Annotated in this window: 20 protein-coding genes; 12 read left to right on the forward strand and 8 right to left on the reverse strand. The window is 34.8% G+C overall.

What is annotated here, in order from left to right; genetic code table 11:
• Positions 1–77 precede the first annotated feature (77 nt).
• The 5 genes from CDH50_RS08660 to CDH50_RS08680 form a co-directional block, all read right to left on the reverse strand.
• On the reverse strand, positions 78–926 hold the full coding sequence (locus CDH50_RS08660) for a DMT family transporter (RefSeq protein ID WP_232731985.1): 849 nt from the start codon (positions 924–926) through the stop codon (positions 78–80).
• Positions 916–1830, reverse strand: coding sequence for an EamA family transporter (locus CDH50_RS08665; protein ID WP_100611620.1), 915 nt, complete (start codon positions 1828–1830; stop codon positions 916–918). Before CDH50_RS08665 ends, CDH50_RS08660 begins: the two co-directional genes overlap by 11 nt.
• Positions 1831–1856: 26 nt before the next feature.
• A complete protein-coding gene (gene ppk2, locus CDH50_RS08670) occupies positions 1857–2627 on the reverse strand; it encodes a polyphosphate kinase 2 (RefSeq protein WP_100611621.1) in 771 nt (256 codons plus the stop codon).
• Positions 2628–2689: 62 nt separating this feature from the next.
• Entirely contained in the window at positions 2690–3139 is a 450-nt protein-coding gene (locus CDH50_RS08675; protein ID WP_100611622.1) for a cold-shock protein, read from the reverse strand.
• 177 nt (positions 3140–3316) lie between these two features.
• Entirely contained in the window at positions 3317–4870 is a 1554-nt protein-coding gene (locus CDH50_RS08680) for a DEAD/DEAH box helicase (RefSeq protein ID WP_100611623.1), read from the reverse strand.
• A 168-nt stretch (positions 4871–5038) separates the two neighbouring features.
• Between CDH50_RS08680 and mgrA the strand changes: the two genes are divergently transcribed.
• Positions 5039–6052, forward strand: coding sequence for an L-glyceraldehyde 3-phosphate reductase (mgrA, locus tag CDH50_RS08685; RefSeq protein WP_100611624.1), 1014 nt, complete (start codon positions 5039–5041; stop codon positions 6050–6052).
• Between the two features lie 2 nt (positions 6053–6054).
• Here mgrA and CDH50_RS08690 read toward each other — a convergent pair whose 3' ends face one another.
• Positions 6055–6738 carry a hypothetical protein gene (locus CDH50_RS08690; RefSeq protein ID WP_232731986.1) on the reverse strand — a complete coding sequence of 228 codons (684 nt, stop codon included), beginning with the start codon at positions 6736–6738 and terminating at the stop codon, positions 6055–6057.
• Positions 6739–7165: 427 nt separating this feature from the next.
• On the opposite strand from CDH50_RS08690, the gene CDH50_RS15320 reads away from it, so the two are divergent.
• Together CDH50_RS15320 and CDH50_RS08695 are read left to right on the forward strand one after the other, a co-directional pair.
• Positions 7166–7300 carry a hypothetical protein gene (locus CDH50_RS15320; RefSeq protein WP_262496115.1) on the forward strand — a complete coding sequence of 45 codons (135 nt, stop codon included), beginning with the start codon at positions 7166–7168 and terminating at the stop codon, positions 7298–7300.
• Positions 7301–7364: 64 nt separating this feature from the next.
• Entirely contained in the window at positions 7365–7922 is a 558-nt protein-coding gene (locus CDH50_RS08695) for an ExbD/TolR family protein (protein ID WP_100611626.1), read from the forward strand.
• Positions 7923–7946: 24 nt separating this feature from the next.
• Here the strand turns inward: CDH50_RS08695 and CDH50_RS08700 are convergent, their stop codons facing one another.
• Positions 7947–8417, reverse strand: a complete 471-nt coding sequence (locus tag CDH50_RS08700; RefSeq protein ID WP_317044649.1) for a 3D domain-containing protein — start codon at positions 8415–8417, stop codon at positions 7947–7949.
• A gap of 152 nt (positions 8418–8569) precedes the next feature.
• Between CDH50_RS08700 and CDH50_RS08705 the strand changes: the two genes are divergently transcribed.
• The 5 genes from CDH50_RS08705 (at position 8570) to CDH50_RS08725 (ending at position 12794) form a co-directional block, all read left to right on the forward strand.
• The gene (locus CDH50_RS08705; RefSeq protein WP_100611627.1) at positions 8570–9520 is read left to right on the forward strand and encodes an isopenicillin N synthase family dioxygenase; all 951 of its coding nucleotides are present in this window, start codon (positions 8570–8572) and stop codon (positions 9518–9520) included.
• Between the two features lie 18 nt (positions 9521–9538).
• Complete coding sequence (locus CDH50_RS08710; protein ID WP_100611628.1) at positions 9539–9868, forward strand: translation initiation factor; 330 nt, start codon at positions 9539–9541, stop codon at positions 9866–9868.
• A gap of 3 nt (positions 9869–9871) precedes the next feature.
• Positions 9872–10813 (forward strand): DUF1835 domain-containing protein, encoded by a 942-nt coding sequence (locus CDH50_RS08715; RefSeq protein ID WP_100611629.1) that lies wholly within the window; start codon positions 9872–9874, stop codon positions 10811–10813.
• On the forward strand, positions 10803–11666 hold the full coding sequence (locus CDH50_RS08720) for a nucleoside phosphorylase (protein ID WP_100611630.1): 864 nt from the start codon (positions 10803–10805) through the stop codon (positions 11664–11666). Before CDH50_RS08715 ends, CDH50_RS08720 begins: the two co-directional genes overlap by 11 nt.
• 87 nt (positions 11667–11753) lie before the next feature.
• Positions 11754–12794 carry a TlpA family protein disulfide reductase gene (locus CDH50_RS08725; RefSeq protein WP_100611631.1) on the forward strand — a complete coding sequence of 347 codons (1041 nt, stop codon included), beginning with the start codon at positions 11754–11756 and terminating at the stop codon, positions 12792–12794.
• On the opposite strand, the gene CDH50_RS08730 is transcribed toward CDH50_RS08725, so the two are convergent.
• On the reverse strand, positions 12783–14336 hold the full coding sequence (locus CDH50_RS08730; protein WP_100611632.1) for an NAD(P)H-hydrate dehydratase: 1554 nt from the start codon (positions 14334–14336) through the stop codon (positions 12783–12785). The genes CDH50_RS08725 and CDH50_RS08730 overlap by 12 nt on opposite strands.
• A gap of 338 nt (positions 14337–14674) precedes the next feature.
• On the opposite strand from CDH50_RS08730, the gene thrA reads away from it, so the two are divergent.
• The 4 genes from thrA (at position 14675) to thrC (ending at position 19920) form a co-directional block, all read left to right on the forward strand.
• Positions 14675–17119 carry a bifunctional aspartate kinase/homoserine dehydrogenase I gene (gene thrA / locus CDH50_RS08735; protein WP_100611633.1) on the forward strand — a complete coding sequence of 815 codons (2445 nt, stop codon included), beginning with the start codon at positions 14675–14677 and terminating at the stop codon, positions 17117–17119.
• Positions 17120–17188: 69 nt separating this feature from the next.
• Complete coding sequence (locus CDH50_RS08740; RefSeq protein WP_100611634.1) at positions 17189–18109, forward strand: homoserine kinase; 921 nt, start codon at positions 17189–17191, stop codon at positions 18107–18109.
• 79 nt (positions 18110–18188) lie between these two features.
• A complete protein-coding gene (locus tag CDH50_RS08745) occupies positions 18189–18530 on the forward strand; it encodes a four helix bundle protein (RefSeq protein ID WP_232731987.1) in 342 nt (113 codons plus the stop codon).
• A gap of 97 nt (positions 18531–18627) precedes the next feature.
• Positions 18628–19920: a threonine synthase gene (thrC, locus tag CDH50_RS08750; RefSeq protein ID WP_100611635.1), complete on the forward strand. Its 1293-nt coding sequence runs from the start codon at positions 18628–18630 to the stop codon at positions 19918–19920.
• Position 19921 lies beyond the last annotated feature (1 nt).

A 19921-nucleotide genomic window follows, 5' to 3' on the forward strand; every position in this document is an offset into this window, starting at 1 on the left:
TGATTCGGGTTTTAAAAGTCATTTATCATTTATATTATTGGCGGACAAAAGTACAAAGACACAGCTTTCTGTACAACTTAATCCAATCTATTTGCTTTGTACCTAAAGTTTAAAACAAGTCCTAAAATAATCATAAACATACCAACAATGCTCCATACGGTATAAATTTCATCAAATAAAAACACCCCTACCAATACCGTAAAAATTACTTCTAAATAGTTTAAAGGAGCTACCTGGCTCGTTGATGCTACTTGAAATGCTTTTGTCATAAACACCTGCCCGAAATACCCAAAAAATCCTAGGCTACACAATAGCAACCATTCCCACCAACCTTCCGGATTTGTCCAGTTAGCAATTGCCAGCACACCACCAACAATTGTGGAGATAAACATAAAAAAATGAACCACTACCACGGGATGCTCGCTCTTACCAATTTTGCTAACCGTAATAAAGACCAACCCGCTAAAAACCGCTGAAGCAACTGATAGAAACAACCCGTAGTTATTGGTTTGCGTATCCAATCCTTTTAAAACCAAGACTCCTAAAAATGAAATCAAAAAGAAAAGCCATTGCCAGTGCTTGATTGTATCCTTCAATAAAAAAATAGAAAAAATAGCCGCAAATATAGGTGCCAAATATCTTAAAGAAACGGCAGTACCAATGGGAATATATTTAGTTGACATAAAAAACAGCGTCATGGAAATAAGACCGACCAAACTTCGAAGTGTCAATAATTTTTTATTGTTACCAAAAGCTGGAATCTTTTTTTTGTACAAATACCCGAAGGTCAAGAATAACGTACCAATAGACCTAAAAAAAACAATTTCAAAGGCATTCATGTCCACTAGGTATTTCACAGCACTGTTCATGCATGCAAATGCAAACGCACTTATAAACATAAATTGTATGGCTTTTTTAACGTCCAAATGGTCTTATTTTAATTTTCCGCTTGGTTGTTATAAAATAGACGCCTGTTAAAAGAATACAGGCTGCAATAATGGTTTGCAGAGAGATGGCTTCATCAAGGATGTACCACCCCAAAATTATGGCTATCACCGGATTGACATATGCAGAAGTCGATACCTTTTCGGGAGACACCAATTTTAATAAATAATTGAAAGACGTAAAAGCAACCACACTGCCAAAAACACTTAAAAGCAACATGGACCATTTTACGGAAACGCTCCATTCTAAAGGAGATATCCAAATTTCACCATAAACCAAACTTGTAATGGCTAAAAGGATTCCGGCGCTTATCATTTGATACGCGGTACTCACAAAATAATTGGCTGGTAAATCTGCTTTTGAAACAAAAACACTTCCATAGCTCCAGCTCAACACACACGTTAAAATCATGAACATACCCAAAAGCGAGCCTTCTTCAGTAACCAATTCCTTTTGGCTTACCAAAATATACATGCCAATAATCCCCAAGCAAATACCTATCAAGGCACTTGGTTTCATCTTTTTATTGTCAATAAGGCGCATTAGCAATAATACAAATAATGGCTGTGTTGATGCTTCTAAAGCTGCAAAGCCACTATCCACATATTTTAAGGCCCAAACAAATATGCCATTTCCATACACAAGGAACAAAAAACCAGAAAACACACAATTTATGAGTTGTTTTCGAGTGATTGACAACCTAAGTTTCATGGATTTGGCAATTACGAAAATAATGATGCCTGCCGTTATAAATCGGAATGAGGCCAAAAAAAATGGTGGAAGTTCAGCAACGGCAATTTTATTAAGTAGGTATGTGGAACCCCAAATCACATAAATAGCAAAAAAAGCTAAAACAATGAGAATGGTTTTGCGTGGAATGGCCATAATGCTTTAAAGATAGAATGCTTAAACTATTTATTTATACATTCATTTAAACTAATTAAATCGAAAACTTCTGTTACTATTGATTTATCAAGTGATAAACGCTCATTGGTATCTCCTTTTTTATCGTATTCAAACCTATTAACCACGTAGCGAATCACTTCTTTTCTAGCAACATCACGCTCATTTCCTTTAATGACAACCCAAGGCGATTGTGGCGTACCCGTTTTTCTAAACATGGCTTCCTTATATTTTGTAAAATCTTTCCACTTGGATTGGGCTTGTACATCTACACTGCTTAATTTCCATTGCTTTAAGGGGTTGTGAACTCGATCTTCCAAACGTCTTTTTTGTTCTTCGGCATCAATGGAGAACCAAAATTTAAAAAGGTGTATGCCATCCTCAATCAGCATTTTTTCCAACTGAACCACTTGTTTGTTAAACAAACTATATTGCTTTTTGGTACAAAACCCCATGACAGGTTCTACAACAGCCCTGTTATACCAACTGCGGTCAAAAAGCACCATTTCCCCGGGACCCGGCAAATGTTCGATATACCGTTGGAAATACCACTGCCCAGCTTCACGTTCTGTCGGTTTGGAAAGCGCTACAACTCTAAATAATCTCGGATTTAAAAAACGTATAAACCGCATAATGGCACCTCCTTTTCCAGCGGTATCACGGCCCTCAAATAAAATAACTACGCGTTTATTGGTTTCTTTAATATATTGCTGTAATCTAACTAGTTCAGTTTGTAGATTAATGTATTCCTGATCTTCTTCTAGGGCATGCAAACTCATAAGGCACTATGATTTCTCAAATGAATTAAAACTTGGGAAAGTTAACTTGGTTGATTAAAAAATCAAATCTTTTTAACCCGAACAGCGTTCATTCCTTTTTGTCCTCGTTCCAATTCATACGTTACTTTATCATTTTCTGCTATGGGCTGAAGTAAGCCACTAACATGGACAAAATATTTTTCTTGATTGATACTATCTATAATAAATCCAAACCCTTTTGAAGTATCAAAAAAAGATACTTTGCCTTCTTTTGCAGCAGGTTCTTCATCACTTATTTCTTTTTTGGGAATACCAATCTCTATACTTTCTGCCTCAACCTTTATTCTCATGGAAGGATCTGGTGGTGTGTCCGTTAAATTACCATTGTAATCTACATAAGCAAATTGAATGCCTTGTGGGTTTTCTTTGGCCTCCGCTTTTCTAGCGTCTTTCTTTTTTTGCTTGTCTTCTCGTTTTTTTAAGCGTTTTTTTTCTTTTTCAATCTTGTTAAAAGTTACTTGTGATTTTGCCATAGTTTACGGTAAGGGTTTTTAATTATTAAAAATTTACTACATTGCAATTAATTTTGTATAAAATCTTATCAACGAGAAACTGTTTATCAAAAAATTATAGAAAATGCTTGAACATGCATATATGTCACAAATATACGCTTATTTTGGGCAATATTATAAAAAAAACTGCTTAGAGGTTTAGTCTTCTGGGGGATATCCGTGGATAGATTCAAAAACGTCATCGAAATTAGACCTTAAATAGGCATTCAATTTCTTTCTGTATTCACCTTTTAGCCATTCCACAAAATTGAAGGTGCTCTTGCTAATGCACTTGGTATACCTATTAATCCTGAAATCTATATCATCTCCTAACAGCTTTGCCAATGCCAATGCATCATAAACATCGTCACTGTTTTCCACACAGATTCTAGCATGTTGTTCTATGGAACGCTCTAAAACGACTTTTGAAGACTCCCCGTTTCTTATGGATTCTACATAGGTTTTTTGAACATCGAAATGAACATTTTGCGATTTCGCAAACTCTGCCCGCAATTCATCAGGCATTTCATATCGAAAATTACTTTCTAATTCCTCATCACTCAATAGCGAATCCAAATAATAGTTTGGTGATCTAAATATGCGTTGCCAATCCAAATCATCGCCCCAAGGGCCAAATCGGTGAAAATTATTTCCTAGATCAATAACATCAAAGGTCTTTTTATTTTTCAACACACGAGAGCCTCTACCAATCATTTGATAATAAAGTGTTAACGATTTTGTTGCTCTGTTTAAAATGATACTTTCAACCGTCGGTTCATCAAAACCTGTGGTTAAAATACTTACGGAAGTTAAAATAGCATCCGGTGTTTTTTTGAACCATTTTAAAATTTGGGATCTTTCCTTTTTGGTATTTGTATTATCTAAATGCGCAATGGGATAACCAGCTTTTCTGAACGTATCGTACACATGCAAAGACGTGTTGATACCATTATTGAAAATCAATGTTTTTTTGCCTTTAGAACGTTCTTCGTATGCCTGTATTAACTTGGTTAACATATCATTAGCTGTATACAGGTCTTCCGATGATTTAACTGTGTAATCACCATTGGCACCAACGACCAATGAAGTCAATCCAACATTATAGGAGAACATTTCGGCGCGAGCCAAAAAGCCATTTTGTATCAAAGATTCGATGCTTTCGCCAACAATTAATTCATCATAATTGTCGGTCATAGGTAATTCTATACTAGAGCTTAAAGGTGTTGCGGTAACTCCTAGAATAAAACATTGACTAAAAAATTTGAAGAGCTTAGTGAAGGAATTGTAATGTGCCTCATCAATAATAACCAAACCAATGTCAGAAATATCCAATTTATCATCGTTAAGCCTATTATTTAAGGTTTCAACCATGGCTACAAAACAACTGTACTCCCCTTGATCGCTTAAATCCGCTTTACTATCAATCACTTTATTAACAACCTCAAACTCAGTAAGCATGTTAGATGTTTGTTTGCAAAGCTCGATGCGGTGGGTCATCACCAGCACCTTTTTTTTATGATGCTTTAGATATTGCCTAACAATTTCAGAAAAAATAACGGTTTTACCTCCGCCCGTTGGTAATTGATACAGCAAATGGTAATCGTCTGGAGATTCTTCAAAAGCCTTGAAAATCTTATCAATAGCCCCTTTTTGGTAACTATATAAATCTTTGCCAGCTTTCCTTTCCTCTAATTCTGTTTGTGATATGGACATACATATAAATTGGTAGCGTGCAAAAATAACACCTTTAAAGGGTTTATGACGAATGATTCTTGCTAAAATTTAAATTAAAATGTAAAGAATTACAATAGTTTTTTATGGTTGATACGTTTTGAATTAATAAATTTATACTTTTATGTCTCATTGTCATTAAAATTAATCATGCAAATAAACGACAAATCCGAAGTAAAAGAATACGCTCCAAATCCTCAACGATACGATGACATGGTCTATAAAAGAACAGGTAAAAGCGGAATTTTTTTACCAGCTATTTCTTTGGGTTTATGGCACAACTTTGGATTTGTTGATAACATTCAAAATGCTAGAGAAGTATTGAGATGCGCTTTTGATCTGGGTATCACACATTTCGATTTAGCCAATAATTACGGCCCTCCGTACGGTTCTGCAGAAGAAAATTTCGGAACGATTTATAGAAAGGATTTTAAGAATTACAGAGATGAATTGTTTATTGCCAGTAAAGCAGGATATGATATGTGGCCAGGACCTTATGGCAATTTTGGTTCTAGAAAATATTTAATTGCTAGCATTGACCAAAGTTTAAAACGCATGGGATTGGATTATGTTGATATTTTTTATCATCACAGGCCAGACCCTGATACGCCTTTGGAAGAAACCATGGGTGCTTTGGCAGATATAGTTCGCCAAGGAAAAGCCTTGTATGTGGGCATCTCCAATTATCAACCAGAAGAGACTCAAAAAGCAGCCATGATTCTTAAACAACTGAATGTTCCTTTTATATTGCATCAGGCACGTTACTCCATGTTCGATCGTTGGGTTGAAGATGGTCTTTTAAAAACATTAGAATCAAACGGTGTGGGCTGTATTGCTTTTTCTCCATTGGCACAAGGCGTACTGACTGATAAATATATACATGGAATTCCCGAAGATTCCAGAGCCAATAAAGCATTTTCCTTTTTAAATACAGATACCGTTAAAAATAACATTGAAAAAGTGAAGGCTTTGAATGCATTAGCGATACATCGCAATCAAAAATTATCACAAATGGCTATTGCATGGATTTTAAGACAACCGCAAGTAAGCTCAGTGCTTGTTGGCGCCAGTAGTGCCAATCAATTAAAGGAAAATGTAAAAGCTTTGGATAATTTAGGGTTTACGGAAGAAGAATTAAAACTTATAGAGGGCATTATTAGTTAGAATTATTCCTTAACAACAATAATTGTCGCTTTAACACCTGTTGCTAAGTTCCATTGATTTGAAGATACTACATTGCCAGCGTCATCAATTACAATGAATTCCGCCGTGTTAGGCCCAGATTCCCCTTGATTAAGAGCCACAAAATCTATTTTATTGATGCCCGGTTTTAAATCGAGTTTTAGACCAGAAAAATTGTTCGTTAAAAACACACGAGCCTGAACAACATCATCATTGACCCTAACCTGAATCAAATCCCCGTCTACAGCACCATGATCGCGATAGGCTATATTTACAAACTTGGACTTGCTTTTGAAATCCCCAAAAAACTGATCGGTTCTACTACCATTTCGTTGCTCAACTTCTTCAGGAGTTAACAATCTGGTACTTTGTAAGTGCTTATCCAATTGTTTTGTATAAAGTTCCCCTGGGTTTCCAAATACCTCACCACCCGTCATAGAGAATTCTTTTTTAGGGAAATTAAATTGAGTGTTTGTTTTTGGTGTCGATAAGCCTTTATTGGTATTTTGAGCTTCAATGGGTTTTGATGGTAATAAGCTTTTTGAGTCTGAAGAATCCTTCGGACTTTCTATGGCAGGGATTGAAATCGAATTATTCCTACTATCAATTTGAGCATCCATAGATGCTACAAAAAACAGAAATACAAAAAATGAAAAATAAAGTTTCACAGTTTTATTATATTATAAATGAATTGGGTTTATTTATAATCCATAAACTTAATTGTTACCAAAGATATTTCTTTATTTTAAACCTTTAACTAAGTACATGGCTTTTTGCATTGTTTTAACACAAAAACCATTCCTAAACGTATTTTGAGCATAAATTGACCCTATTTCATGACTTATAGCCCTACTCTATTCTTAATCTTGTGTTAATTTATTATTATGTTATACATAGTACTGTAACAAATTTGATTTGCTGTCGTCTATATGGTATAAATCAATTTAATAAAACAAAAAATCATGAGAACTTTAAACAACAACCAAATCACAGGTCATTCAGTAAACAGCAAAAGTTATAACTGGAACAATAAGAGACGTTACAGATAAGTAACGTCTCTTAAAAAAATCATCAATAATCATCAATAATCAAAAAATGAACACATACATAAAAATTTCAAGACACACTGATAACATTACACAAGAAATCGTGTCATTTTACAGAAAAAGCAATTCTTTTGAACACAATAAGGACTGTATTTGGAAAGGTGCTAGACCCTACACCTATTAATAAGAAGTAAATCTGGTATTGTTTTTGTGATTTAAGCTTTTATTAACATCTAAACTTTAACATCATGAGACATTCAAAATCAGCACCAGAAGTAAATGCAGGTTCTATGGCAGACATTGCATTCCTTTTACTTATGTTTTTTCTTGTAACATCGGCCATCCCAAAAGATAACGGATTTAATAGAAAATTACCTAGTGAATGTCCGCCAAATGAAGATTGCTCTAAAGAAATTAACGATAGAAATATACTGCGCTTAGCTATTAATAGCAATGATGGGATTATGGTAAATAATGAGATTGTTTCCATTTCAGACCTCAAAGACATTACCAAAAAATTTGTTGATAATAATGGCGACGGCACTTGTGACTATTGCCAAGGTGAAAAATCAGCATCATCTTCGGATCATCCAAAAAAAGCAGTGCTTTCGCTTCAAGCAGGAAAACAATCATCTTACAATCAGTTTATTGCTGTACAAGATGAATTAACAAAGGCATATTACGAACTTAGAAATGATTATACCAATAAGATTCTAAAGAAACCTTCAGATGAATTATCCGAAAACGAGATAAAAAAATTAAAAGAAGCCTATCCTTTTGTATTATCTGAAACAGAAACTAAGTAGCGCTTATCTGCAATAGAAAAAACATTAAGGCTCTTCCTTTTCAATTTTTTTAAGAACGCCATAAGAAATGGACACCTTTTTTCTGCCCCATTCCCTAGCCGCTTTCACATCAAGACCCATATAAATATCTATGCGGTTTCTCCAACGTGAATGCATGCGATCTTTTACAAAATAAATGCTATCTATACCTTCAATTTTAACGGGGGTATTGTGTTTTAATCCTTTTCTAAATAAATCATTTGACACTGCAATATAGCTTAACCCTGGTTTTAAACTATCGCCAAAAGCAGTAATATGAGGATTGGAATCCGTTTGATGGCGCGTTGAATTATAGGCTGAAGCCGTTACTTTAATCTGGTGCCATTCATACTTGTCATCAACACGTACTTCCTTGCAACTACTCAATAACAAGGCAAATAAAATAATGTTGACCTTCAAAATATTGGCTATATTTTGTGTTTCAGTATCTCTTTTAAATCGTATCATATCTATCATGTGAGTGATTGGATTTATATGAATATGTCCTCTTTTCAAAGTTCATCAAATATAGAATAATTAGAGGATACCTTATAATTAATGCCTTGAAAAGCTATAGAAAGTCTTTGTAATGTTTTGTACATTTGTAGTAATCGCAAAAAATATTCCTGATGAAGTTAGTTCCAAGTGTAGATTTAAATGATTTTATTTCTGGAGACCCCATAAAAAAACAAAAATTCGTAGATGAGATTGGTAAAGCCTATGAAGATATTGGCTTTGTTGCACTAAAAGGTCACTTTTTAGACGACACTTTGGTTGAAAATCTGTATGCTGAAGTGAAGAATTTTTTCAGTTTACCTTTAGAAACTAAACAGAAATACGAAATCCCGGGTATTGGTGGGCAACGTGGTTATGTGTCCTTTGGAAAAGAAAGCGCCAAAGGTAAAAAAGAAGGCGATTTAAAAGAATTTTGGCATTTCGGACAATATGTTGAAAATGATGCCAAGCGAGAAGCAGAATATCCTAAAAATGTGATTGTTGAAGAATTACCCGAATTCAACAAAATAGGCAAAGAAGCCTATAAAATGTTGGAGAAAACAGCCAAATATGTATTACGCGCTTTGGCTTTACATTTGAATTTGGAGGAAACCTACTTCGACCATTACATACACAACGGAAATTCCATTTTACGTCCCATTCATTATCCGCCCATTACATCCGAACCAAAAGAAGCCGTTCGTGCCGCAGCACATGGAGACATTAATTTAATAACCCTTTTAATGGGCGCTCAAGGGCGTGGTTTACAAGTTCAAAACCATAAAGGTGAATGGATTGATGCCATTGCAGAACCTGATGAATTAATGATTAATGTAGGCGATATGCTTTCCAGACATACCAATAATAAACTAAAATCAACGATTCACCGCGTGATAAATCCTCCCAGAGAACTTTGGGGAACATCGAGATATTCCATTCCATTTTTCATGCACCCAATCAGCGAAATGAAGTTAAATGTTTTAGAAAGTTGTATTGATGACACTAATCCGAAACAGTTTGATGATATTACAGCTGGTGAATTTTTAACAGAACGTTTGATAGAACTTGGCTTGATTAAAAAATAAAGCATATTACATTATAAAATGGATTTAAAAGACCAACTAAAAAATTTATTTCCAGACCATACACCAGAACCTTCTGATGAAAACAATTTAGAGGAACAGGGCATTTGGATGCAAGATGACCCCATTATTTGCAAATACGAAAAACGAAAAGGCAAACCCATCACCATATTGGAAGGCTACACAGGTGCTACGGAAGATTTCAAACTATTGGCAAAAGAGATAAAAACGACCTTGAGCGTTGGAGGAAGTTTTAAAGATGATAAAATCATTATTCAAGGTGACTATAGAGATAAGATCATGCAAATACTTAAAAAAAAAGGATTTAAGGTAAAACGCGTTGGAGGCTGATCTATGGATATAAAAACGCTTCATATTACGAATGGAAATCATTTAACAAGGCAACTTTTAGAGTTGGATTTTGCAGGAGACATGCTTACTTGGGAAGAAATGCTCTGTGAAGGCCCGACTTTTTTTGATATAGATTCTGAAGCTTTTTTTAAAACCCGAAAAGCTTTTTTTGCTTCTGTTTATCAGCTGGAATTAGATGTACACACATTTAAAAATGAGTTGAAGAAATTAAATCGGAAAGAACCATATTCCGAAATCATCCTTTGGTTTGAATATGATTTGTTTTGTCATATCAACATGATTGCCGTCATAAGTTTAATGCAGCAAAAAAGAATAGATTTGCCTGTATATCTTGTCTGTAGCGGCAGAATTCAAGGAAATAAAAATCTAGTTGGATTATCCGAACTGTCTTCATCGCAACTAATAAAACATTATGAAGATCGTGTTTTGCTCAGTCAAGATGATATAAAACTGGCTATGTCGCTTTGGCAAATTTACTGTGGTAATGACCACAATTTATTCAAACCATTTATTGTTAAAAGTTCTTCGTTTATCTATTTGAGCAACTGTTTAAAAGCTCATTTAGAGCGATTTCCCGATTCTAAAAGCGGATTGAACATCTTGGAAAAAAACATTCTTGAATTAGTAAAAAACAACACTATAAAATCGGAGCACCATTTATTAGGTTATGCCCTTAACTACCAAGGATATTATGGATTTGGGGACATGCAATTGCTGCGAATTATTGATAAACTTTCCATATTCTTTACTATAGACACTTCTGGTTATAAATTAAATAGAAAAGGGCACGAAGCCTTATTAGGTCAGCATAATTTTTATTCGGAAATGAAAAACACCATGTTTTATGGTGGGGTAAGCAACGCCGATTTTCAATTCAGCAAAACACATAATAAACTCATAAAAACGCCAAGCAATGCCTATTAAAGCATCGGAACTTATTCTGAATCCAGATGGTAGCATCTATCATTTAAACTTAAAACCAGAACATATTGGCAATACCATCATTTTTGTGGGTGATCCAGATCGGGTTGAAAAAGTAACCGAACATTTTGATATTATTGATTTCGAAACACAAAAAAGGGAATTTAAAACACAAACTGGGACTTACAAAGGCAAGCGTATATCCGTAATTTCAACAGGTGTTGGTCCTGATAATATAGATATTGTAATGAACGAATTGGATGCCTTGGTCAACATCGATTTTACGACCCGAAAAGCAAAAGACACCCTAACAAGTCTGGATATTATTAGAATTGGCACCTCTGGCTCGCTTCAAAAAGATATTCCTGTGGATTCCATGTTGATGAGCACCCATGCCTTAGATATTAATGGCATGTTGCATTCCTATAAAGTAGATACTATTGCGAATCCAGATATTGAAAACGCCTTTATAAAACATACCAATTGGAGCGAAAACAAAGCAAAACCTATTGTAATAAAAGGAAGTGATGTGTTAAAAAAAAGATTCGATAGCTCCATAATTCATAGAGGTTTAACGGCTACCGCTGGCGGATTTTATGGGCCACAAGGACGGATTTTACGTTTAGAAATTCAAGATACCGCATTAAATAATAAATTGGACTCTTTTAATTTTAACGGTATTAAAATCACAAATCTTGAAATGGAAACGTCTGCTATTTATGGCCTTTCTAAGTTATTAGGGCATCATGCTATATCCTTAAATGCCATCATTGCCAACAGACCTTATGGTGCTTTTAGCAAAGACCCATACAAGATTGTTGATGATTTAATTGTTTATGCTTTAGAACGTATTTAAATCAATTCATTACATTTTACACATAAACTACTGTTAAAATCCAATGATAAACTTCGAGAATAATTAATTTTGAAAAAAAAATTATAAATGAGAACACTTTTAATTTTATTCAGCGCATTCGCCTTATTAATTTCCTGCAAAGAAGAACCAAAAGATTATGTGACATTTTCAGGACAGATAACCAATAAAAATAGTGATTCATTAGTAATCCGATCTCGATATAGCCCTTATTCCAAAATCATCCGTGTTAATGGAGATGGTACATTTAGTGATACCCTAAAAGTAGAAACAGGGCTTTATAATTTGTACGATGGCAACGAATCCACCAATTTGTTTTTAAAGAATGGATTCGAATTAACTTTAACCTTTAATACGGCTGAGTTTGATGAATCTATCACCTATTCTGGAAATGGTGCTGAACATAGCAATTTTATAGCTAAAGAATATTTACTCCAAGAAAAGCTTTTGAATTTAGATGAATTAATTGATTTAGATTCTGCTCAAATGGAAAACAGGTTTTTAGAGATAAAAAATGAATTGTTAACTTATTACAATTCAAATAAGGCTATAGATACAATCATTACAAGCAAATATATCAATGATGTGGAGCCTATGCTAAAACCTTATAAAATCTATTTAGCTGACGCTATTGTTTTAAGAACAAATTTTCCTAAGGGAGCACCTTCTCCAAGCTTTGAAGATTATGAAAACTATAATGGTCGTAAAACATCTTTATCAGATTTAAAGGGAAAATATGTTTATGTAGATGTTTGGGCAACTTGGTGTGGCCCTTGTAAAGTTGAAATACCATCATTAAAAAAATTAGAAAAAGACTATCACAATAAAAATATTCAGTTTGTAAGCATATCAATTGATGATGATCAAACCCACCAAGGCTCGTGGGAGAAAGCTAAAGCAAGTTGGAAAGCCATGGTCGCGGATAAAGATTTGGGCGGCATTCAAATCTTCGCTCCAAATGGCTGGCAATCAGATTTTGTTAGGGATTATAAAATAAATGGCATTCCCCGATTCATTTTGATAGATCCAAACGGTAATATCGTTAGTGCTGATGCGCCTAGGCCTTCCGACCCTAAATTGTTGGAATTGTTTAATGAATTAAGTATTTAGCGATTTATTATCGTCTTGAATAGGTGGTTCCGATTGTTTAAACAAATCTAAATAAGCAGCTCCCAAATAATCAATAATGTGGCTGGCTATCAAACTTTGATAGCCATAATCTTCAACGGCTATATCGGCTGATTTTCCATGCAAATACACGCCAAAAACAGTTGCTATTAATGGGTTGTATCCTTGCGAAATCAAGCCTGTTATGATACCCGTTAACACATCGCCACTACCTGCAGTTGCCAAACCAGGGTTTCCCGACGTATTAACATACAATTTATCTTGATAAACGGTAATACTATGAGCCCCTTTTACAACTAAAATAACCTCGTATTTTTTAGAAAATACTTTGGCTTTATCTAATTTATCAAAGTCATTTTTCCACTTACCCAATAGACGTTCCAATTCTTTAGGATGCGGCGTTAAAACGGTGTCTTTTGGTAATAATTTAATTAATTCTGATTTATTTGATAAAATATTAATCCCATCAGCATCTATAACCAAAGATGTTTTGTTTGTTTTTAAAAATGTTTCAAAAGCCTTAATGGTTTTTTCATTAGTCCCTATTCCCACTCCAAATCCTATCACTGTTGGGTTGATATCAAATGCAATATCCGAAATAAACCGTTCGTCTTCATCCGTTATAACCATCCCTTCTGGAAATGCCGATTGTAAAACCGGATACCCACATTTAGGAATATAACTTGTAACCAATCCCGCTCCTGCCGATAAGGCTGCTTTACTGGCTAAAACTACGGCACCTATTTTACCATAACTCCCTCCAATGATTAAGCTGTGTCCAAATTGTCCTTTATGGGAAAACTTATCTCTTGGCATATACATACTCAACACTTCAGGTTTTCCTATTAAATCGGCTTCCGTAGTAGTCGTAAATAAAAATTCCCTATCCAAGCCAATATCCAAAACTTCCCATTGCTCCGTATATTTTGCGGTTTCAGGCAAAAAAAACACCAATTTAGGTGAAGCAAAACTTAAAGTATAACCAGCCCAAACCACCCCATGGTCATCGGTAGGAACTTTATCGGTACGTAATCCTGAAGGAATGTCAATGGATAATGTAAAAGCTTTGCTTATTTTTAAGTGTTGAAATAGGGCTTTTACCCAATCGTCTATAGGACGATTTAATCCAATGCCAAAGATGGCATCAACTATAATATCATTTGGATGTATCTCTGGAAAATCTTCAATATCATTCAGTAATATAGGCCATTTTTTAGTGATGCTTTTTATCCTATCGTAGTTAACCAAAAAATCTTTTGAGCGTTTATCACTATAATTAACGATGTAAACATTAACGTGATAACCATCTAGTATTAAGTGCCTAGCTAAAACCAACCCATCACCTCCATTATTTCCAATCCCACAAAACACATGAATGGGTACTTGCGCCCCTTGCATACGCAAATGCATCCAATTAAAAATCTGCGTCCCTGCCCGTTCCATCAAATCGGTTGAAGATATGCTCTGACGTTCTATTGTTAGTTTATCAGCTTGATAAATTTGTTCTTTCGAGAAAATTTTCATCTTAATTCATTAAAGATTTTTTTATTTCTAAATCGTATGGATAGTATTTCTTAAAAAAAACCATTTCTGTATAAGAATTATGCAAAAAGCATTTTTTTGTTTTTTTATATGTCTAAATGTAATACTTTTGAAATGTTTTTAAATAAAAAATGATGCATTTAAACCAAAATACACGCATTGCTGCTTCTTCAATTAATGAAGGACACACGTCTATTTTTGTAATTGCTACAACCACTACAACCCTTTGGGGTTGCTAGTATATTTTTCTTCGGACCATTTGTGTAATTATATCAATTACATCTTCTTAAAATATTTATTTAAACTTTAATTCATTAAAAATGAAGGTTTTAAAATTTGGTGGAACCTCTGTAGGTTCTGCAAAAAATATCAATAATGTTATCAACATATTAGAGAATGTCTCTAAAAACGATTCTATCATATGTACTGTTTCAGCCGTTGGTGGCATTACGGATAAATTGCTTTTAGCAGGAAAACAGGCTCAAAACAAGGATGTTGCGTACATAAATACATTTAACTTAATAAAGGATATCCATGTTGTTATCATAGAGGAACTAAACCTTAACAATGGCAAATCCATTATTGAGTACGTTACCGTAGAATTAAATGCCCTTAAAAGTTTGTTGGATGGCATTTATTTAATCAATGAACTATCACCTAAAACATCTGATAAGCTGGTTAGTTTTGGTGAGTTGTTATCATCATTTATTATTGCCGAGACCATGAAACATCGTGGTATGTCAGTCGTATGTAAAAATTCACAAGAATTAATCATTACAAACTCCAACTTTACCAAAGCTGAAGTCAATTACAGCATCACCAACAAAAATATTCAGGACTACTTTAATAGTACGCCACAAAAAATAACCATCATTCCTGGGTTTATTTCTAAATCGCAGTTAGGTGAACAAACTACGCTTGGCCGTGGTGGATCGGATTTTACGGCTGCCATCGTCGCGGCTGCTCTAAAAGTAGAACAACTGGAAATATGGACCGATGTGAGTGGCATGTTTACCACAAACCCGAAATTGGTAAAACAAGCCTACCCTATTGAGAAAATATCGTACCAAGAAGCTATGGAATTATCCCATTTTGGCGCTAAAGTGTTATATCCTCCAACGGTTCAACCTGTATTGGACTTGAATATTCCCATTCATATAAAAAATACGCTGGAGCCTGAAGCTGCTGGAACCATTATTTCTAATGAAGAATCCGTTTCAACTTCGCCTGTAAAAGGGATTAGCAATATCAACAATATAGCTTTACTGACCTTACAAGGTAGTGGTATGATTGGAATTCCTGGGTTCTCTAAACGGCTTTTTGAGACCTTGTCTCAAGAAAAAATAAATGTTATTTTAATTACTCAAGCATCATCTGAACATTCCATTTGCTTAGGGATTGATGCCAATGATGCTGAAATCGCTAAATCTGCCATTGACGTTACATTTGAAAATGAAATTGCCTTAAATAAAATAGATCCTATTATTGTTGAAAAAAACTTATCTATTATAGCGTTGGTTGGTGATAATATGAAAAACCACCAAGGCATCAGTGGGAAAATGTTTAGCACACTTGGAAAAAACAATATCAATATTAGGGCGATTGCCCAAGGTGCTTCTGAGAAAAATATTTCAGCAGTTATCTTAGAAACGGATGTTAAAAAGGCTTTGAATTCTTTGCATGAACAATTTTTTGAAAGTAAAACAAAACAATTAAATGTATTTATTACGGGCGTTGGAAATGTTGGTGAAAGATTGGTGGAGCAAATAAAACAACAGCGGAAATATTTAAAGGAAAATCTAAAAATCAATTTGCGGGTTGCTGGTTTGTCCAATTCAAAAAAAATGATTTTCAATGAGGAAGGCATAGATTTAAGCGATTGGAAAACCCAATTGGTGAATGGCGAAAATGCGACATTAGACAGCTTTTTTGAAAAAGTAAAATCCTTAAATCTTCGCAATAGCATTTTTGTGGATGTCACTGCAAATAAAGACGTTGCTGAATTGTATGCTAAATATTTGCGTCAGAGTATCGGGGTTGTGGCTTGTAATAAAATTGCTTGCTCCAGTGATTATGAAAACTATAAATTATTAAAACGCTTATCATTAAAATACAATGCGCCATTTTTGTTTGAAACCAATGTGGGCGCTGGGTTGCCTATCATTCAAACACTAAGTAATTTAATAGCTTCTGGGGACAAAATCACGTCTATACACGCTGTTTTATCTGGAAGTTTAAACTTTGTGTTTAATAATTTTAATGATACCACTAAGTTTTATGATGTGGTAAAACAAGCAGCGGCGGAAGGTTATACCGAACCCGATCCAAGAATTGATTTGAGCGGTGTGGATGTTGCAAGAAAAATATTGATTCTCGCTCGTGAAAGTGGTATGGAGATGAATTTGGAAGATATTTCCAACAAGCCTTTCTTATCGGAAGCTGGATTAAAAAGTGATTCTGTGGACGATTTTTACCAAACGCTTATTGATGATGAAGCTCATTATCAAGACTTATATGCTTCTGCGAAAGCGAAAGGCTGCCAGTTAAAATATGTGGCACAACTCAATAATGGTAAAGCAAGTGTGAGTTTACAGGAAATCCCAAGCGACCATTCGTTTTATAATCTTAAAGGAAAAGATAATATCGTGATGTTCTACACACAACGTTATCCAGAACAGCCTATGATTATTAAAGGTGCGGGTGCAGGTGCTGAAGTGACTGCCTCTGGTATATTTGCTGATATTATTAGAATTGGAAATGATTAAAAAAGACTTAAGAATAGAGAATAAAGAGTCTATCTTCTCATATCTATTCTCTCATATCTAAAAAAAAGAATGAACGAAATAAAAATATTTTCTCCAGCAACTGTCGCCAATGTGGCTTGTGGATTTGATGTCTTAGGCTTCTGCTTAGACAGTGTTGGCGATGTGATGGTAATTCGGAAAATCGATAAAAAAGGCATATATATTACTAAAATTGAAGGATTCGATTTGCCTTTTGAAGCGGAATTAAACGTATCCGGCGTTTCTGCTTTAGCGATGTATGACGCTTTAAGACCGGATTGCGGATTTGAAATTGAAATCTATAAAAACATCAAACCAGGAAGCGGTATTGGTAGCAGTGCCGCTAGTGCTGTAGGCAGTGTGTTTGGTATGAACGAACTTTTAGGACGACCCTATAACAAAACACAGCTGACTGAATTCGCCATAAAAGGCGAAGCTTTAGCAAGTAAATGTGAACATGCCGACAACCTCGCTCCCGCAATGTTTGGTGGTTTTACATTGGTCAAAAGTGTGAATCCTTTGGAAATATTGGAAATCCCAACCCCAGATGATTTATATGCGACCATCATACATCCACAAATTGAAGTAAAAACATCAGAGGCCAGAGCAATTTTACCTAAAGACATCCCGCTAAGCGATGCCATTACGCAATGGTCCAATGTTGGAAGTTTAATTCATGCTTTGCATACCAATAATTATGAATTGATGCAAAAATCACTTCATGATGCTGTTATTGAACCTTATAGAAGTCAACTGATTCCACATTATCATGATGTTAAAAATGCTGTTCTCAAAGCTGGCGCCTTGGGTTGTGGTATATCGGGTTCTGGACCTTCCATATTTTCATTAAATAAAGGTATTGAAACCGCTAACAATGTGAAAGATGCCATGAAAAATATCTATTCAAAGACAGGTATTGATTTTGATATTCATGTTTCCAAAATTAATGTAGAAGGAATTAAGGTTATTTAAACGGAAGACCGATGACAGGAGACGGAAGATTGATAACGAATAGCAGAATAAGAAGAAGTTAAAATGGAAAATTTTAAATTTGAAAAGCTTATTATTTGGCAAAAAAGCCATGGATTTTGGAGAAGAAATCGACAAGATAACGAATGCTTTTCCTGAAAAAGAAAAATTTAATTTATCATCCCAAATAAGAAGAGCTTCTGATTCTATCGCCTTGAATATTTCCGAAGGAGCTATCGGGCAATCAAATTTAGAACAAAAGAAATTTATGGGATACGCCATTCGTTCTTTAGCTGAAGTTGTTACGTGTTTGTTTAAAGCTAAAAGAAGAAACTATATTTCAGAAAATGAATTTACAAAATTATACGATGAAGCATATCATCTTGTAAATATGATGAGTGCTTTTCGCAAAAACATTAAATGAATCATCGTTTGCGGCTTACGGTCATCTGTCTTCCGTCTTCGGTATATTGTAAAACTTCCGTCTTCCGTCATCGGTCTTCGGTCAATTTTAAAAAATAATGAATTATTACTCACTTAACAAACAAGCCCCAAACGCATCATTCAAAGATGCCGTTATTAAAGGATTAGCTCCAGATAAAGGACTCTATTTTCCTGAAAGCATTACGCCGCTTCCAAAAGCTTTTTTTGATAATATTGATAATCTGTCGTATTCAGATATAGCTTTTGAAGCCATCAAACAATTTGTGCTTCCTGAAATTCCGGAAGCCATTTTAAAAACGATTGTTGAAGAAACATTGTCTTTTGATTTTCCTGTAGTTGAATTAAACGAAAATATCTCGACACTAGAATTATTTCATGGGCCAACCATGGCGTTTAAAGATGTCGGTGCCCGTTTTATGGCGCGTTGCTTGGGTTATTTCAACCGAAATAACGATAGAGAAGTTACGGTTTTAGTGGCAACTTCTGGAGATACTGGTGGTGCAGTTGCCAATGGCTTTTTAGGTGTTAAAGGCGTGAATGTTGTGATACTCTACCCTAGCGGAAAAGTGAGTGACATTCAAGAAATGCAATTAACCACACTCGGACAAAACATAAAAGCCTTGGAAGTCAACGGCACATTCGACGACTGCCAAGCCTTGGTTAAAACAGCGTTTTTAGATGAGACCATTACTAGTAAAATGCAGCTAACATCGGCAAATTCTATTAACGTGGCACGTTGGTTACCTCAGTTATTTTATTTTATGTTTGCTTATAAACAATTGCATAACAAGTATGAAGACATTGTGTTTTCGGTACCGAGTGGCAATTTCGGAAATATTTGTGCAGGTATGATGGCACAACAATTAGGTTTGCCAATCAATCATTTTGTAGCTGCAAATAATGTGAATAATGTAGTGACCCGCTATTTGATTTCTCAATTATATGAACCAAAACCATCCGTTCAAACGGTGAGCAATGCCATGGATGTTGGTGCGCCAAGCAATTTTATCCGCATTCAAGAAATCTATAAAAACGACTTCAAATCCCTTAAAGAAAATATATCATCTTATAGTTTCACGGATAGTCAAACTAAAGATGCCATGCTAGACATCTATAATAAATACAATTATGTGGCTGATCCTCATGGTGCTGTCGGTTATTTGGGCTGTATATCGTATTTAAAAGAGCATCCAAGGGCGCATTGTGTCTTTTTAGAAACCGCGCATCCCACTAAGTTTTTAGATGTTGTAGAAGATGTTATCAAAGAAAAGCAACCGCTTCCAAAACAAATTCAATCCGTTATGGGGAAAGAAAAAGTTGCAGTTAAAATTTCCACTTATGAGGATTTGAAAAACTTTCTATTAAAATAAA

The organism is Confluentibacter lentus, assembly GCF_002806995.1.
Lineage (GTDB): Bacteria > Bacteroidota > Bacteroidia > Flavobacteriales > Flavobacteriaceae > Confluentibacter > Confluentibacter lentus.

Excerpts from the sequence above, each read along its gene's own strand:
- CDH50_RS08695 (WP_100611626.1), top strand. The coding sequence starts at position 7,365 with ATGAGACATTCAAAATCAGCACCAGAAGTAAATGCAGGTTCTATGGCA.
- CDH50_RS15320 (WP_262496115.1), top strand. The coding sequence starts at position 7,166 with ATGAACACATACATAAAAATTTCAAGACACACTGATAACATTACACAA.
- CDH50_RS08715 (WP_100611629.1), top strand. The coding sequence starts at position 9,872 with ATGGATATAAAAACGCTTCATATTACGAATGGAAATCATTTAACAAGG.
- CDH50_RS08725 (WP_100611631.1), top strand. The coding sequence starts at position 11,754 with ATGAGAACACTTTTAATTTTATTCAGCGCATTCGCCTTATTAATTTCC.
- CDH50_RS08730 (WP_100611632.1), bottom strand. The coding sequence starts at position 14,336 with ATGAAAATTTTCTCGAAAGAACAAATTTATCAAGCTGATAAACTAACA.
- mgrA (WP_100611624.1), top strand. The coding sequence starts at position 5,039 with ATGCAAATAAACGACAAATCCGAAGTAAAAGAATACGCTCCAAATCCT.
- CDH50_RS08700 (WP_317044649.1), bottom strand. The coding sequence starts at position 8,417 with ATGATAGATATGATACGATTTAAAAGAGATACTGAAACACAAAATATA.
- CDH50_RS08680 (WP_100611623.1), bottom strand. The coding sequence starts at position 4,870 with ATGTCCATATCACAAACAGAATTAGAGGAAAGGAAAGCTGGCAAAGAT.
- thrC (WP_100611635.1), top strand. The coding sequence starts at position 18,628 with ATGAATTATTACTCACTTAACAAACAAGCCCCAAACGCATCATTCAAA.
- CDH50_RS08710 (WP_100611628.1), top strand. The coding sequence starts at position 9,539 with ATGGATTTAAAAGACCAACTAAAAAATTTATTTCCAGACCATACACCA.
- CDH50_RS08720 (WP_100611630.1), top strand. The coding sequence starts at position 10,803 with ATGCCTATTAAAGCATCGGAACTTATTCTGAATCCAGATGGTAGCATC.
- thrA (WP_100611633.1), top strand. The coding sequence starts at position 14,675 with ATGAAGGTTTTAAAATTTGGTGGAACCTCTGTAGGTTCTGCAAAAAAT.
- CDH50_RS08740 (WP_100611634.1), top strand. The coding sequence starts at position 17,189 with ATGAACGAAATAAAAATATTTTCTCCAGCAACTGTCGCCAATGTGGCT.
- CDH50_RS08665 (WP_100611620.1), bottom strand. The coding sequence starts at position 1,830 with ATGGCCATTCCACGCAAAACCATTCTCATTGTTTTAGCTTTTTTTGCT.
- ppk2 (WP_100611621.1), bottom strand. The coding sequence starts at position 2,627 with ATGAGTTTGCATGCCCTAGAAGAAGATCAGGAATACATTAATCTACAA.
- CDH50_RS08675 (WP_100611622.1), bottom strand. The coding sequence starts at position 3,139 with ATGGCAAAATCACAAGTAACTTTTAACAAGATTGAAAAAGAAAAAAAA.
- CDH50_RS08705 (WP_100611627.1), top strand. The coding sequence starts at position 8,570 with ATGAAGTTAGTTCCAAGTGTAGATTTAAATGATTTTATTTCTGGAGAC.